The organism is Candidatus Obscuribacterales bacterium (assembly GCA_019744775.1).
Taxonomy (GTDB): domain Bacteria; phylum Cyanobacteriota; class Vampirovibrionia; order Obscuribacterales; family Obscuribacteraceae; genus SBAT01.
Map to the genome: position 1 here is coordinate 24,975 of JAIETZ010000012.1, position 15,829 is coordinate 40,803.

Sequence of the window (15,829 nt, forward strand, 5' to 3'; positions counted from 1 at the left end):
CAGTGCTGAAACACTGATGAACACTCAATCTTGCGGGGTACACGAAACGCTTACCTTTTTAATCAGTTTTGGACAATTGCCTTCCTGAAAGTTGGGCGTTTTTGTGTTGGTGAAGATCCTCCTTTGCGCTCAATGAATACAAGCGCGTTATTGTACAGACTTTTCGAACACGATCAACCCTTTACCCAAAATCGTTACATTCGAAACAACCACTTGGACGAGCATGCTCAGGCAATGTTCCCGCAGTAAATTGAATATATATTCAATTGTAATTGCACTTACCTATGCCGCATTGCTGGTCTAACCGCCGGAATCTTTGGTTTGGATTTGGCTTTTGGTGGAGCTGTTTTAGCAACGGCCGGCATGTGTTCCTTGATGGAAGCAACAAGTGCTCCAAGTAAGCCAAGTCTCTGCAGCTCGTAGAAACTCTTGCAGTCGACGATATCGTACTTTGCGCCCTGCCTGCGTAATTGCTGATCAAACTCACGCAGATTGTCTCCGCCGTCGTGACCGACCTGCAAAAATGTGATGGCAATTTGATCTGGGCTCCTCATCTGCCAAGTTGCCTGTTTAATTACGTCGGCTACCTTTTCCGGATCATTGGGTTCACCATCGCTGACAATAGCAATTGCCAGGGGTTTCGATCCCATTGCTCCTCTGAAGTAAGCATCGAAAATTTCGCGCAACGCACCTTCCGGGTGAGTGCCTATCTTCAAGTGCGTTCGCTCGAAGAGCTGACGCATCTGTCCAAGACTCACATTAGGGTATATATCATAGCTGTGAGAAAAGAGTCCCAAAGTGAATCGCTCATTCAAAACACCGGCTGTTTGTTCGGAGAATAATTCTGCCTGGTCTTGAATCCAGCGCCAACGACTGATATGTCCCGGACAATCTTTCTCATGCATGGAAGTTGATCTATCAACCAGTATTGCCACATTGCGCGTTGATAAAAGCTGCAACTGACTTGTCGTAGTCATCGGCGTGCCACCGATATCGACAGTGGCACCAAAGTTGCTTGGTCCACGATTGAAGACACCTCCACCAAGCGGAGCCGTGTCATAGACACCTGAATTAAGAGATCCGTGGTCGCTGACGCCACTATCCAACGAGCCCTGATCTCGAATACCCGAGTCCATGCGTCCGCGTTGCGTCTGTGGAACATACTCGTTGTCATAGACAGGCGCTCTAAGTCCTGTTCGGCTTACGCCACCTTGATATGGCTGCCGTTGAATTCTAGTCGGTGATTGATAGGTGGACGCCATTGTCCCATCAGCCGACCAAGAAGGCACAGCGATAGCCACACATGCCAAAGTAACAATTAAATTGAGTGCCTTATTAATAGCCATTTCCCAAACCCACGCCAAGGGCAACAGTAGCTATGACGCTACCGTCGCCCAAAAGTTCCCTTAAATTCAAATTCTATTTAGGTTGAGGGCTTGGCAGTGCCCGATGCTGACTTGTGATGATGCGCTTGCATTAAGTGATGCACCAGCATTCTCAAATGCTCCAACTTTTGAGCATCGTTATAAATAGCTACTGCCTGACTAGCAACAAGTTGGTTGTTGCCTGTCTCATTAGCCAACGAGTCGTTGATCTTATCTAGTGCCATATTTAAATTTGTAACCGTGTCGGACCATTCTTTCCAACGTCTATCAAACTGAGCTTTGCTTATATTCGGTACGGAAACGGCATACAAACCATTCTCAACATCTTTCACATCGTTACCCATGAGACGAATGAGAGGTTCCATCGAACCAATGAAAAATACCAGCCATTCACGTCTTGCCGGCAAGTAGTCTTCCTTAAAATTCAGCCCTTCAGTTGTCAGCGTCTTTGGTTCGATAATCCGACCAGGTGAGTTGATCGGTAATTCTTTACGGGTGGCTTCCAAGAAAATGAATACGGCCTGTTGCTGTATCTGCTTGAGACAAAGTCCCACATCTCTTATGTCGCCCATCGTCACGACATATTCTCCTGTCTCCTTAGCATCGGTCACCTTGTCCGCGTAGGCAGAAGTATTGCTGGAAGCAATGATGGCGATTAATGCAGCAATTGCAAACGCTGACCCTTTTTTAGCTTTCATTTTTCCGACACCAAACATATCGTTCTCCTTGGTCACAGCTTGAAAGTGCTGTCACTCACACCTTTATTAGTCACTAAATTCTTAAAAGCAACAGTACTCAAAATTTTGCCGTTGTTAAAATACGCCCACTCAACAGGTATGAACGAGTGCGGATTGACTAAAAGTCTCTCTGTACGCACATTCTTATCCGGACCTTCAAAGACATCAATTACTACAACTGAATCATCTCCGTGCAAGGTAGTTGCTGCAACAGGTGCCTTAGTCACCTTGCAGACAGCTCCACTTGCCAGTTTTGACTGCAAGTCTGAAATCAATGATGCAAAATCAGACTTAACAGCACTAGTACCGCTAGGTAGACGCAGCATACGTGAATTTTCATCGAGCGTCATTTGCATGGCATGCAACAGTCCGCCGCCTGCAGCTTTAATGGTGCCATCGGCTTGTCTGACAATTATTGAGCCATTGCGAAAATCCTGAGAAACAACTTCAATGCGCACCATACCCGGCTTTTTAAAGTAAAACCTTGCAGCCGCCTCTTTGGGCTTACCTGTACGCCAACTCACCTGCGAACAATCATATTGATAATCGGTCAAGCCTTGAACCTTATCAAGCAACTTGCCGACTATTTGCCCGCCATCGACCGTGGACTGACTGTCCACATTTATATCGGCAATGCCGCACTGCACCTGCGGAGCATCCTGAGCGACAGATTGCAGCTGAAAGCCAATTATTGCAGATATAAATGCAAGACTGAAGAGTGCCTTGAACTTCATACGTTTCCCAATACCGACCATCGCCTAGATTACTCCGAATATGCCATAAGTCAGTCGGGGAAACAATTAAAAGTTAACTTCCGTTACTGACTTTATCTATTCAGCCAACCAACTCGCGCAGCGCTTCTTTAATTGACTGCTGATAGAAACTCCTTAGTACTCCGGCCTCGGTAATGATTGCAGAAATTAGATTAGCCGGAGTCACATCAAATGCCGGGTTGTAAACCTTGGCACCTCGTGGTGCCATCAATTGCCCATGAAGCTGAATAACTTCGTCAGCTTCACGTTCTTCAATTGGTATCTCAACTCCACTTGCAATAAGTGGATCAATTGTTGACAAAGGCGCTGCAACATAGAAAGGGATTTTGTGATAATTTGCCAGTACCGCAAGATTATAAGTACCAATTTTATTTGCGGTATCACCATTGGTGGCAATTCGGTCTGCTCCTACTACAACCAGATCAATTTTTCCCTCAGACATCAAGTGTCCGACCATTGAATCAGTGACTATTATTGGCTCGAAACCATCTTGCAATAATTCCCACGCAGTAAGACGCAAGCCCTGTTGCCTGGGTCTTGTTTCGGCAGTATAAACAGTCAAGTCAGAGCCATTTAAACGCGCAGAAAGAATAACACCCAAAGCGGTGCCCCAACCGCAAGTAGCTAGTGATCCCGCGTTGCAATGAGTCAGCACTCCTGCTTTTTTGCCGACAAGCTGTGCACCGAAATCACTTAAGCGCTTATTGATATTGAAATGCTCAACGATCATGCCTTCAGCATCTGCACACATCTTATCGGCAATAGTCCCGACACTTGCGTCTTTCTCTTCGGCAAATCGATGAATGCGTTCTAGTCCCCATCGCAAATTAACAGCTGTCGGCCTTGTTTTTTCAAGAGTATTTCTTGCTTCGGCAACACTTGCCAAAAATCGTTCATGTCCCACGCTTGCTTCAGCCAGGCGCTTAGCCTCCCAGGCAAGCCCTAGAGCCCCGGCAACGCCAATTGAAGGCGCTCCGCGCACAACCATATCCTTGATGGCAAAACACATGTCCTGAAGCGCTGTAGCATCGAAATCTTCAACCGCCTCAGGAATTTTGCGCTGGTCAAGCAGCACTATCCGCCCATCGACAACGCGAATAGGCATAACAGAAGGGACCAGGCTTTCGCCTGATCCCTTTTTGTAAGTCGCATCAAAGGACATTGAGTCCGTCCTTATTACTTACCTTGTCTTGCTCTCAAGAATTCCGGAATGTCCAGAATGTCGGAGGCTATTTTCTTGAACTCGCCGCCGGCAGGTTGTCTTTGAGGAGCCGGAGCGCTCAAAGTGCTGGCTTGAGTGCGAGCAGCTGCTCTTGCTTGCGGTTGCATAGCCATATCAAAGCCTGTGGCAATGACAGTGATGAGCACTTCGCCATGCAATTTGTCATCGATAACAGAACCGAAGATGATGTTGGCATCATCAGATACTGCTTCGTAAATGACATTGGCTGCTTCTTGAACTTCATGCAATGTGAGATCCGGTCCGCCGGTGACGGAGAAGATAACACCAGCTGCACCATCGATGGTTGTTTCGAGCAATGGGCTGTTGATGGCATTGCGAGCAGCTTCCACAGCTCTGCCTTCGCCTGTTGCGCGACCGACACCCATAAGAGCAGAACCAGCTTGTGACATGATTGCCTTAACGTCGGCAAAGTCAACGTTAACCAAACCAGGTACTGTGATGATGTCAGAGATACCTTGTACACCTTGCATCAACACACGATCAGCTTCCATGAATGCTTCTTGCATTGAAGCTCTGTGATCAACAACTTCCAGCAAGCGCTGGTTTGGGATGACAATCAATGTGTCAACACGATTCTTAATTTCTTGAATGCCGCCTTCGGCTTGATTCATGCGGCGCTTACCTTCAAACAAGAAAGGTCTTGTCACCACACCTACTGTCAGAGCGCCCAGTTCGCGAGCAATTTCAGCGACTACTGGAGCAGCACCGGTTCCTGTTCCACCACCCATACCAGCGGCGATGAAAACCATATCGGCACCTTCAAGAGCGGCAGCGATTTCTTCACGGCTTTCTTCAGCAGCCTTTTGTCCAACTGTTGGATTGCCACCAGCACCAAGACCACGAGTCAGCTTACCACCAATCTGCAGTCTGTTCTTAGCGGCTGCCAGCTCTAGAGCCTGTGCATCTGTGTTGCAGGTCCAGAACTCAATTCCATTTACGCCGGCGGCAATCATACGATTGACGGCGTTGGAACCAGCACCACCAACACCAACTACTTTGATGTTAGCTTTACTATCTGTTCTCGATTTATCGTTACGGTCAGCCACGGGAATGAACCTCATTGAAGTATCGGCGAAAAAATCTCTCGTTCGAGAATACACTACTTAGAACTAATACACATAAGACACAGTAAATAAGACGTTAGTACGCCAGTCCATGTCCTGTGAACTCGATAATCGTATTGCCTCAAGCTCCTATTTGCAAGCCAGTAAAGCCCCCATAGGCTTAAGCTTTTCACAGGTTGTCGGGTGTCGGATAAGGTGGCAAAACCAGTTGCCATGCCCTTGACTGCCGCTTTTCGGAATTTCCTGGGTCCCGCCAAAAATCCTCTGAGATTTTCGTAAGGAAACTTAAAAGAAGCAGTGTCGGATTTTTTAGTGAGCCTTTTTGCTTAAACCGGCCTTATATTTTTCCAGCCTGGTTTTGCCTTCCGGGTTATTAGGGGCAAGCTTCATAGCCATTTGCTCCCGGGAAATTGCCGCCTGGAAATTGCCGCCGGCTGCCTCAATAGCACCTAAAAGGCTCAATGCCTCGGCATTTCTCGTATCAATCTTGACGCACTTCTCCAGGATACGCTTAGCTTCGTCCGTTTGCCCTTTAGTCACTAAGGCGCTTCCCAGGTAATAACAGGCGTCTGCATCATTGGCGCTTATCTCTAATGCTTTGCGCTCTTCGCGAATTTGCCCGTCCAAATCGCCATTGAGACCTAAAGCTGCGCCTAAATCACGATGGGCTGCTCCGTCATTGGGATTTACCTTAATTGCCTGCTGAAAGACTTTTGCAGCTTGGGCAAAATCCTGCTTTCGTGCCAGCAACTGTCCCAATCTTCTTGGTACTTCTGAACTTGTCGGGCAGGCTTTCATGCCTTTGCGCAATGTCTCCATAGCGCCGTCAATGTCTCTTCCTCTCAATTGCGCACGTGCCAGTCCGCAATAAGCTTCTCCGCTCGTGCCGCTAAGCTTTATAGCCTGACGGAATTGCTCAATTGCTCCATTGGCATTGCCGGACATTATGTACGCATCGCCCAACTCCAGCCTGTTTTGCAGGCTTTGCGGATTAGCCTCGACGGCTAATTTATAGCGAGTAACCATGCGTTGGATGTCTTCGGACTCCTGGCTGGCTAACGATGGTTGGCAAGAGAAAATCACCAGCGCGGCAATCAATAGCAATTGAATCAAAACATATCTCCTATATATATAGATTAGGTATCCATTAATAGCGCTTTGGACATCCATTGTATGCGGAATAGTTCCATTTTAGATATGAATAACTAAAAGTCCACGCCTGTCTTGGCAGCCACGTTCTTTTTGAGCATGCGATCCAAAATCATGCGGCAGCCGGGATCTTTCGGATTTATCTTGATGGCGCTACGGTAGGCGGCTTCAGATTTTTCAGTGTCACCCAATTGTTCATAGGCAGCACCTAAAACTAAGTACGACCAGTAATTCTTTGGAAACATCTCAATTGCACGCTTCTGCAAAGCAATTACAGATTTAGCATCACCTTGACGCAACAAGCACTTGCCTAAGCCGACATATGCCATGAAGTGTCTAGGATTAAGTTCAATCGTACGCCTGTATTCCAAAGCTGCTTCGTCGTACTGCTCATTAAGCTCATAGACTGTGCCCAGATTGAGATGCGCTTCTATATTTATTGGATCTCTTTTGGCTACCAATTGAAAATGCTCTAGTGCACTTCTGTATTGCTGCACCTGCATATAGCAAAGACCTAAATTACCATGCGCCATCAAATCCTCGGAATTAGCATCGAGAACTGCACGAAACTGTTGTGCAGCTTCTTCCCAACTGCCTCTTCTCACATAAAAGAGTCCGAGTTCACGATGGACTTCAACGTTCTTGTTATCCAACTTCAAAGCTTCAATAAATTCTTGCATTGCCGCGTCATCTTGACCAAGACCAGCCAGGGCAGAGGCTTTCATGCAGTGAGCAATAACATTACCCGGGTCCTCTTTTACGGCAATTGTTAGTTCTTGCAACGCTAACGAATATGCTTGCTCATCAAGATATGCCTTCCCTGTTTGTAGATGTTTGTCACCACTAAACAAAGCAAACGCTTGTTGATTGGGCAATAAGAGCTGCGCACTTAAAAAGGCGGCTACACTGCTTAAGACTAGTAAGAGGTTAATTCGTTTCATACTCACAGCGACATTATACAGACACTGGCGTTACACGCACACAAAAAATTGAATTTACAAGTTAAGATTATGCTGCCGACAACTTAAGGGGGACGGCAAAGTGGAAATTGCAGCAGCCTCTATATTTTTCAAATTCGTATTTCCGCCGGCCTTTTACGCATTCCACGGCTGGGTCGCTACAGAGATGGCCATATGGGCGTTATTCCGTCCGTATGAACAGTGGTATTTCCCAGGCACCAAAATACCTGTTCCATGTACGCCAGGCATTTTTCCTAAACGTCGCAACATCCTTGCCACATCGGTAGCCGGCACCATTACGGACACGCTCTTAACGACCGAAGACATTAAAGAGCAAGCGGAGACTCTGGTTACAGAAGCCAATATATACAAAGCCGTTGACATTTTCTTCAATGCAATCTTGAAAGAGTTTCGCGATACAACTAAACTGCATAGACTGGCAACTGATTTAGCAGAACTTTCACCTGCTTTATTGCAACACTTGGTTGTTTCAATTATCAAAGGACTGGAAGAAGGCAAAGAGCGTCGAGTTGCCGTCATTACAGAAAAGATTTTCGATCAGGTAATTCTTTCAACGCGCATATCCTTGGATCAAGCCAATGAAATTAGCAATAAGCTTCTTGAGACTATTGCCACACCAGAGCGCTTGCGCAAAATTACAATTGCCTTGTTGAGCCCACAAAACATAAGCGCAATTGATGAATCCATTCAAGCTCATACATCGGGTCCTTATCGCATACTAGCAAAAATCATTGGCGTTAAAAGAGTCTGCTATGAATGGCGGAATTTCCTAGAGAAGGAACCGGATGAAGCTCATCGAGTCATTAGTGAGTTAACAAGACGCTTCGGCATAAGAGATCAACTAGCTATTCAAATAGCAAACTTTGATTTGCGCTCTTTGCCATTGCAACAGATATCGGAATTAAAGGCAAGTACCGTAAGAATCGTTGAAAGCTTTTTGCTTGATCATCGCGATGACATTTTAAATGCGGTCAAACAAATTGAAGAAGAGGCTATGGGCACCGTTCGCTCGGCAATCATCGGCTTCAATCCGGAATCAATTCCAACGGAATGGCTTGAACGTGCCAAGAAAAATACTGCAGCAATTGCTTATGCTTACTTAGATCGCGAACTTGGTGAACTTTTGGAAAAGGCCATTCCGGCTTTGGGAATGTATACGCTAATTGCCAGAAAAATTGACTTATTTACGCCTCAACAATTAGAGCAACTAATAAAGCGCATTTGCAAACAAGAGCTTAAGTGGCTGGCTATTCTCGGCGGCTTCATTGGCGGCTGGCTAGGACTTGTCCAAGTTGCCGTAAACGTAGCTTTTCCCTAAGACCCTAGCGTATTGCTGCGCGCGGAGCCGGAGCCATTTCTATCACTTTCGTCTGGAACGGCAATTTAGCAGTTCTTTGACCGCGTAATTTCATTTGCACAAACTCAAGACCCAATTGATTCAAGCGCTTCACTGTGGAATCGCTGCTATTTGATCCGTTTTGGTCACGTTGAATTTCTTTCGCAAAGCGCTGTTCAGCTTCGGCAAATTTCTTTTGCTCCAGAAGACTGAATGCATACAGCGTACTTGCTATTTGTGTGTATTCCGGATCAACATGATGCACAACTGAATTGTCACGACGTCCTGGAATTCTCAACGTATCATCTTGGTCAATGACATTGAAAGCAGCTTTAAAGTGCTGCTCAGCTACAGCATTTTCTCTATTCAATGCAGCCAAAATTCCGCGAGTCTGTTCCAGTATTATTTTGTCGGCATTGCTGGAATAGCAAAGATTGGTTTGTTCTTGCATTAAATGCTGACGTCGATTAGCGTCGGATGTTTTCAACATCTCTTCTTGCTTTTTCGCCATATCATGACCGGCTTGAGCTATTTGACCAGATTTGTCTTCAATGACTTCCTTTAACCACTTTGAAGAGAGTCCGTGAATCGTAGCAACTTTTGCTACTTCCTCTACAGCGTCAATGTATTTAACCTCATCATGTTTCCCTTGTTTGAGCAAGGCAACACGTAAAGCACGCTTATTTAAATCCTGCACGTGTATTTGGTTGTTTTTGCCGGCTATGTCACGCATGCGTTCCGATTTCAAAAGACTTTCAGCTTGTGCAAGCATCACCTGATCATCCAATTTGATCAAACTAACGGCGTACATTGTGTTGGCCAAAGCCACAACACCGTTATTACATTGCCGGACATCAGAGCTGGAATTTATCTGACTTTCAGCAGCAAGAATTCTTGCGGCTTGCTGATAGTCGCCGCGAAGTGCTTTGCGAATACCTTCCAAGTCCTGTCGCATATGGTCGTCATTTTGAACTTTAGACGATTGCTCAAGTGTCGCGTCAGTCAACACACGGCTCAGTTCAGCCAATTTTGTATCTAACGAGCCAGTTGCTTCTGTTACTAATCTATCCATTTGCCTTCACCCCTTGTGTGATTTCCTGGTTTGATATTACGAATTAGCCATCTAACAATCTATTGGGGAAACCCGCCGCACAGGGTGATTTCCACGTACCTGCAAATAATCGCTCAAGCTGATAAAAATGTCACAAAGCCAAGCTACATGAGCCTTTCTGGGTATAAGGCTCCTAGATAACCATGTAAAAAAAAACCTACGTGAACGAACGAATCGCCAACGAAAGTGACTTGCCAGAAAAGCTCAACCTGTCACAGCCCATCGAAGCGTCCGATAAATTAGCACCATTAACAACCGAAGGTACCGTCACTGCCCTACAAGACGAGGTCATTCGACTGCGTCAAGAAGGACAGCCTGACGTTCGTAAGTTTCCCAAGAAGGGTACCGGACAACCAGTACAAACGACTGACTCACTGTCGGGTCAAGTCCAAGACTACACACCCCTTATCGCTTCGCTAGCTCCCAAAGCAGCAATTGACAATACAACAAGCACTCAGGCGACCGTCCCAGAACTGTCAACTTTGACGGCCAATGCAGACGCGCAGCTAATCGCGACCCTGCCGCCTATAAAGCCCACAATACCTCTCGCTCTGCAAGACAACTTGATCAAAACCACCGAACAACAACCGGAGGTTTCTGTCAGTCAGGCTCCTACAAACTGGGTGAGTGAGAATAAACCGAGTTTTCAAACGATGGTTCTGGACGCGGCGCCTGAACCTTCAGGACGTTCATCAAGCAATTTGAATACACACCTAGCTCTATCCTCGCCCTCTGAGAATCAATCGGCAGGTACATCTTCTGCTGTTGCCTTCAATCGAGAAGTTAGCTCCTTTGAGAAAGCGCCACAAACGCACACGGAAATACAGAAACCTATTGTCGCCAGCGCACCGCCACAAAAAGATATTGCCGTGCAGAACGCAGCGACACCATCGAGCCTATTTGCTGGTAGTACACAGGAACCGATGGTGGCGACAAGGTCATTAGATAACAATCTGGGTCCTTTCAAGTCGAACAAACCAGTATCAGATGCACCCGTGATTGTTCAGACTCCACCAACACCATTTGCACAACCAGCACTTCAAAACACTGAAGCACCAGCGAAAATGCAGGCAACTAATTCGGCGCCAGCGGACAAGGCACTTATTGCCAGTCTCGGACAACCACAACCGGATCGAACACCTGCGCGAGATGCGGCTCAATCAGTTTTGCCAACAGCAGAGAAGCCGATTGCAAGCAAAGAACAAATCGCGCTAAATCCATCAGCGCCACTGCTCCAAGCAGCAACTGAAGCTCGACAGCCAGAGGCTAAGCCATCCCTGGTTGCACAAGAATCTACATCTCCAGCCTTCAAGCAAAATATATTAGCCCCAAACCAGAATGTAGAACGAACTCATTTAACAGCTAATGCTGCAAGCGCAGACTACTCTCTGCCGTTTAAAGAAACAAATCGTGAATTGGCCAAAGAATCCAAAGACAAGGATATGCAAATCGCTGCCTTAAATTATCCGAAATTTGGCGGCGCTGCTCCGGTGGAAGAGTCGGCAAAACCCATAATTCCTCAGCAAAAAGCACCGAGTTCTCAGTCATCTCTAGCTCGTGATAGCGCGCCTGAAAAAGCACATCCGCTATCAGAATCGTTTGTCTCGGGCAAAGTTTTAAGTCAACCGGGCAAAGATGCCCCCACCAAAGACTCGGTTATCGACGCCAAATCCCCAGATGCAAAAACGAATGTCTCAGGAACTGCTACTGGAGCATCTGCCACGAAATCAACAGAGTCGAAGTCAATTGATTCAAAATCGGACAGCAAGACTCCTGATGTGAAGACTCCCGACATAAAAACAGTTGATGCAAAAACAGGCGATGTCAAATTCGCAGACGCCAAAATATCTGAAGGTCGTCTATCAGATCCAAGAAGTCTCGATTCCACACATCATCCCGGTGCATCGATTAAACCAGGTCAGGAAATTCCCGGAACGAATTCTCCTCTTAACCCACTCGGACAACCTACCAGTGGTGAACGTGTGATTATGTCCGGCAATCAACCAGGCAAGCATCCAGACACTCAAGTTAGAGCCGATGGATCCACATCGGCAACCAAAGCTGACGGAACGAGCCCAGATGCTGGTGACAAGCCTGGCAAAAAACAAGATGCAGATGACAAAAAAGATATCCAGACTGGTAAAGGTCCAGGCAACACAGCTGACACCGGCAAGATTCAACCAGGAAGCAAGGCATTCAATGACCTGCTCGACTTCATCGACAAAGCAGATCAAGCCGATGTTAAACCTGGCGGTAAAGCACTTACACCGCTAACCGGCTCAAATATTCTTAGTCCCGACGATGTTCTGATCACCGGAACAGGCGCCATCGGACAAGGTGTTGCAAGTGCAATCGGCGACGACAGCAAGGATGAAACTGCTGACGACGACAAGTTATCGCATAGGCGCAAAAAATACATTGTCCAGGAAGGCGACACAATTGACTCCATCGCTGAAGCTGAGCTAGGCGATGCACGTTTTGCCAATTTGATTCTTACCATCAACCAGGCGAATATTGCTTCCAGAATACAGGATGGTAAGAAAGTTGCCATAAAACTAGATCCCGGACAAATCATTTGGCTCCCGTCGGATCACGAACTACAAGTACATGCAGACATTTATTTGTTGGCCTAATATCTAAATCTCTCGTGGTGGTGGGCGACGAATAGCGTAAGGATCTTCCTTTTTCGTGCCGCCAATTTCTATATCCAATGCAAGTCCACTGGCATAGGAACTTCTGAGTCCAAAGCGAGTTCCTAATGCTTGCTCGTTGCCTACCTCATGCAATGCTTGCCAATTTAGAGGATAACCTGCCAATGGCTGTCCACAATGTTTGCCGCCATATTGCGTACCAAGATTTCGCACGTTGTTCCTAAAGATAATTACAGGTGATACTCCACCTTCGACACTTGTGTCAGCAACGGAAGACACTTGATTGTCAGAGATAATTCCTGTTGGAAAAGGCTTGCCTAAAATTATGTTTCTAGAAATTGCTCCACCATCGGCAAATTGATAGACATATACTTGAGCTGGTCCATTTTTAAATGGTTCATTGATCATAGACAAAATGGAATCGAGCTGCGCTCGCACATGTCCGTTTCTCAACCAATAATAGAGATTGGCTGCGAATTGTTGTGACGTGCCTTCCGGCTCTTGCGATTGGACTGGTTTCATACGCGAATTCCAATCGATAGGATAATCACCGCCAACTATTTCGTAGGCGGTTACTTGATGGTCTTGAAAATTAGAACTATTCAAAAAATCGCTCCAAGCTTCAAGTCCCCGTACAGGCCCTCCTGAAAAACGAACCGTCATAGCACCGTTGGTCGATGTATCAGCTTGTGTATAAGGCTGACAGCACACAACACAATTAAATTTGGAGCACATATCAGCTCCGTAGGCTAAAAGCGGTTTTTTCTTCAACCCAATTACACAATCGAGTTTTACGATTGAACTTATGTGCTCGGTATCTGGCTCTTTAAATTCAGATGCATTCACTAACGTCGAATGAGGACCCACACCGGCAAAAGAAAAAGAATTCTCATCAACGGCAACATCAACGAACGCCTTATATTTGCCATCAAGCGAATCGCCAAAAGACACCTGTGCTATTTTTTCCGGCTTAGGCACAGGAATGGTTGTGGTGCCTCCGTTGGCTAACCAACCATTAGATAGCTTTACGGAAACAACTTCCATATCAGCCGGCAAATGAGCATTCAAATACTTCGTAACAGCATCACAGGGATCAACTACTTCCCCATTAATGTCATGCTGACTTGGACCATGCGAACTTGTGAGCGACTCTTCCAAAGCATCATTCAACTGTTCAATCGTCAACTGTAATGCCGACCTGTCATTGTCCGCTAAATATTTCATCGTCGGATTATTTAGCTCGCGAGCAACAACTGCGCCAAGTCGAATAGTACCAATTAAAGTGTTGATACCTAAGACAGGCAACGGTTCACCATCAGGGGCAAACGTTGCCTTGCCTATAGGCGGATAATTACTCAGCGATACATAACCAAAGTTGGCATCATTAATAATTATCCTGGAAAACTCATTGGCAGCAGCCAATCCGGCAGCATCAACAACATCTTGAGCACGTTTTTTTTCTGCGAGATAGACGCCAAACTGTCCAACAAAAATGAAGAGAGCAAGGAATAGGCAGCAGGTAACGAAGACAGCTATGACTATGCCTCCTAATTGATTACGCTGTGGTGTCCTATTCATCTTGCTCTCTTTTCGTGACGCTTACGGGGATGGCGTCAGGTTATTCACTAGTGTCGTTAATTGAGGTCTGTCCTTACCTTTTCTTGGTTCAACACCAAACATGTAATCTGACCACCACGGACCGGCCGACCAATAGGTATAGCCAACCCACTGGGCACTATTTGCGTGCATATACTGAATCATTGCAGCCAGCGAAGCCAAAGGTCCCGACTCCGCAACTACACCAAACTCAGTAAGCATTGCTCGTTTGTTATTAGCACGTAACCAACTTGTGAATCCACTCAGTGTGGCTACGGCATCTGCCGGCGGCAAAGCATCTCTGTGAGTACCGGAACCGTTATAGTCAAGATATTGGTGAACGTCGTAACAAACATTGTTCATCGGATCAGTTATCTTGATCATTTGAGACGCATTTAGTTCTACAAATTCATTGGCACTTCCCCAATAGGCTCCGGGGACTAGTATCATGTTGGTCGCGCCTGTAGCACGAATTGCATTTATGGCGGCCTGAGCTGAAGCCAACCAGGTAGTTGCTGTAAGTTTTTTACCTACTGGTTCCGTCATAATTCCGAAAATTACATTGGGGTAGCTCTTGTAACGTGTTGCCAACTTCGTCCAAATATCAGCAAATACGGCATTAGGATGTCCACCTGAAGTGCCAACAAGCAGACCGTTATATTTTCCAAAATTATGGATGTCGACAATGACAGCTAAATTTCGTGATGTCGCCTTAACGACAACAGCATCATATCGACCAGCATATGTAGCATCAAGAGGTCCATAAGCAGTAGGTTGCATTCGTTCCCATAAAAATGGAACACGAATAATATTCATTCCTTTATTTGCAAAGTAATCGATCTCCGAAGGAATTGGAAAAATATAGTCGTAATCGAATCGTCCAGGAATTCGATGACTTGCCCATTCGGATCCTGATATATTCACACCTTGGTATTTCATAGGTGCGGCATGAGCTTGATTGACCAAAATAAATAGAATAACTAGAGAAAAAATAAGGGATATCAGAGTTATGACAATAAATCGGTTATGGGTTGGGCGTATTTCCGCCTGGCGAAGCCAAGCAATCGATTGACTAACCATGGGCAGGTCCTCCATCGATAAGACTAAGTTTGGAATTACTTACGACCGGGCGCCGTCGTCCGTGAAGATGTTTGGGGTGATGTCTTGCCAGATGCAGTAGATGTAATAAGAGGTGAAGTTTTAGTTGGTTCGGTATAAGTTTTGGCCGGCTTCGGCGGTACCGGTTGAGGTACTGGTTTTGGAACAACTATCGGTCGTGGAACCGCAGCAGGTTTCGGACTTGGTGCAGGTGAGGGAATTGAGCGTGGAGCAGGAGCCGCAGAACTCGATCCAGATCCTGAACCTCCTCCTAAACCTGGCTTGGAACCAGATCTTCCACCTCCACCTCCGCCTCCTCCATTGGCAGTTCCGGATCCGGAATTACCCGATGATCCAGAGTTGCCAGATGGCGATGTTGCAGGAGCCGGACTTGGAACTGACGTAGAGCTAGAAGGAGTCGATGCCGGCACAGCACCAGAGGAAGAGTCTTGAGCATGTCCTTCCTGGGCATGTCCTTCCTGGGCATGTCCTTCTTGAGCATGTCCCTCTTGGGCATGTCCCTCTTGGGCATGTCCCTCTTGGGCATGTCCTTCTTGAGCATGTCCTTCTTGGGCATGTCCTTCTTGGGCATGTCCCTCTTGGGCATGTCCCTCTTGGGCATGTCCCTCTTGGGCATGACCCTCTTGGGCATGTCCCTCTTGGGCATGTCCATCTTGGGCGGGACCATCAGAAGAAGGGGGTGGTG

The 15,829-nt window shown here is 46.5% G+C and carries 13 protein-coding genes; 2 read left to right on the top strand and 11 right to left on the bottom strand.

Going from position 1 to position 15,829, the window contains the following annotated elements:
- Positions 1-278 precede the first annotated feature (278 nt).
- The 7 genes from K2Y22_16850 to K2Y22_16880 form a co-directional block, all read right to left on the bottom strand.
- Complete coding sequence (locus tag K2Y22_16850; protein ID MBX9880130.1) at positions 279-1,346, bottom strand: hypothetical protein; 1,068 nt, start codon at positions 1,344-1,346, stop codon at positions 279-281.
- Between the two features lie 77 nt (positions 1,347-1,423).
- On the bottom strand, positions 1,424-2,083 hold the full coding sequence (locus K2Y22_16855; protein MBX9880131.1) for a hypothetical protein: 660 nt from the start codon (positions 2,081-2,083) through the stop codon (positions 1,424-1,426).
- 32 nt (positions 2,084-2,115) lie between these two features.
- Positions 2,116-2,856 carry a hypothetical protein gene (locus K2Y22_16860; protein MBX9880132.1) on the bottom strand — a complete coding sequence of 247 codons (741 nt, stop codon included), beginning with the start codon at positions 2,854-2,856 and terminating at the stop codon, positions 2,116-2,118.
- 100 nt (positions 2,857-2,956) lie between these two features.
- A complete protein-coding gene (gene mtnA / locus K2Y22_16865) occupies positions 2,957-4,057 on the bottom strand; it encodes an S-methyl-5-thioribose-1-phosphate isomerase (GenBank protein MBX9880133.1) in 1,101 nt (366 codons plus the stop codon).
- A gap of 14 nt (positions 4,058-4,071) precedes the next feature.
- Entirely contained in the window at positions 4,072-5,184 is a 1,113-nt protein-coding gene (ftsZ, locus tag K2Y22_16870) for a cell division protein FtsZ (protein ID MBX9880134.1), read from the bottom strand.
- A gap of 327 nt (positions 5,185-5,511) precedes the next feature.
- Positions 5,512-6,315 carry a tetratricopeptide repeat protein gene (locus tag K2Y22_16875; protein ID MBX9880135.1) on the bottom strand — a complete coding sequence of 268 codons (804 nt, stop codon included), beginning with the start codon at positions 6,313-6,315 and terminating at the stop codon, positions 5,512-5,514.
- A gap of 92 nt (positions 6,316-6,407) precedes the next feature.
- Positions 6,408-7,292, bottom strand: a complete 885-nt coding sequence (locus K2Y22_16880) for a tetratricopeptide repeat protein (protein ID MBX9880136.1) — start codon at positions 7,290-7,292, stop codon at positions 6,408-6,410.
- A 100-nt stretch (positions 7,293-7,392) separates the two neighbouring features.
- Here K2Y22_16880 and K2Y22_16885 point away from each other — a divergent pair, with 100 nt between their 5' ends.
- On the top strand, positions 7,393-8,649 hold the full coding sequence (locus K2Y22_16885; protein MBX9880137.1) for a DUF445 family protein: 1,257 nt from the start codon (positions 7,393-7,395) through the stop codon (positions 8,647-8,649).
- A 4-nt stretch (positions 8,650-8,653) separates the two neighbouring features.
- Here the strand turns inward: K2Y22_16885 and K2Y22_16890 are convergent, their stop codons facing one another.
- The gene (locus tag K2Y22_16890; protein MBX9880138.1) at positions 8,654-9,739 is read right to left on the bottom strand and encodes a hypothetical protein; all 1,086 of its coding nucleotides are present in this window, start codon (positions 9,737-9,739) and stop codon (positions 8,654-8,656) included.
- Positions 9,740-9,939: 200 nt separating this feature from the next.
- Between K2Y22_16890 and K2Y22_16895 the strand changes: the two genes are divergently transcribed.
- Positions 9,940-12,411 carry a hypothetical protein gene (locus K2Y22_16895; protein MBX9880139.1) on the top strand — a complete coding sequence of 824 codons (2,472 nt, stop codon included), beginning with the start codon at positions 9,940-9,942 and terminating at the stop codon, positions 12,409-12,411.
- 3 nt (positions 12,412-12,414) lie between these two features.
- On the opposite strand, the gene K2Y22_16900 is transcribed toward K2Y22_16895, so the two are convergent.
- The 3 genes from K2Y22_16900 to K2Y22_16910 all read right to left on the bottom strand — a co-directional run.
- Positions 12,415-14,007 (bottom strand): Tad domain-containing protein, encoded by a 1,593-nt coding sequence (locus K2Y22_16900; protein ID MBX9880140.1) that lies wholly within the window; start codon positions 14,005-14,007, stop codon positions 12,415-12,417.
- Between the two features lie 21 nt (positions 14,008-14,028).
- On the bottom strand, positions 14,029-15,105 hold the full coding sequence (locus K2Y22_16905; protein MBX9880141.1) for a glycoside hydrolase family 5 protein: 1,077 nt from the start codon (positions 15,103-15,105) through the stop codon (positions 14,029-14,031).
- Between the two features lie 35 nt (positions 15,106-15,140).
- Positions 15,141-15,829, bottom strand: a 689-nt coding sequence (locus K2Y22_16910; GenBank protein MBX9880142.1) for a hypothetical protein, incomplete at its 5' end; no start/stop codon positions are given.

Excerpts from the sequence above, each read along its gene's own strand:
- K2Y22_16850 (MBX9880130.1), bottom strand. The coding sequence starts at position 1,346 with ATGGCTATTAATAAGGCACTCAATTTAATTGTTACTTTGGCATGTGTG.
- K2Y22_16855 (MBX9880131.1), bottom strand. The coding sequence starts at position 2,083 with ATGAAAGCTAAAAAAGGGTCAGCGTTTGCAATTGCTGCATTAATCGCC.
- K2Y22_16860 (MBX9880132.1), bottom strand. The coding sequence starts at position 2,856 with ATGAAGTTCAAGGCACTCTTCAGTCTTGCATTTATATCTGCAATAATT.
- mtnA (MBX9880133.1), bottom strand. The coding sequence starts at position 4,057 with ATGTCCTTTGATGCGACTTACAAAAAGGGATCAGGCGAAAGCCTGGTC.
- K2Y22_16880 (MBX9880136.1), bottom strand. The coding sequence starts at position 7,292 with ATGAAACGAATTAACCTCTTACTAGTCTTAAGCAGTGTAGCCGCCTTT.
- K2Y22_16890 (MBX9880138.1), bottom strand. The coding sequence starts at position 9,739 with ATGGATAGATTAGTAACAGAAGCAACTGGCTCGTTAGATACAAAATTG.
- K2Y22_16900 (MBX9880140.1), bottom strand. The coding sequence starts at position 14,007 with ATGAATAGGACACCACAGCGTAATCAATTAGGAGGCATAGTCATAGCT.
- K2Y22_16905 (MBX9880141.1), bottom strand. The coding sequence starts at position 15,105 with ATGGTTAGTCAATCGATTGCTTGGCTTCGCCAGGCGGAAATACGCCCA.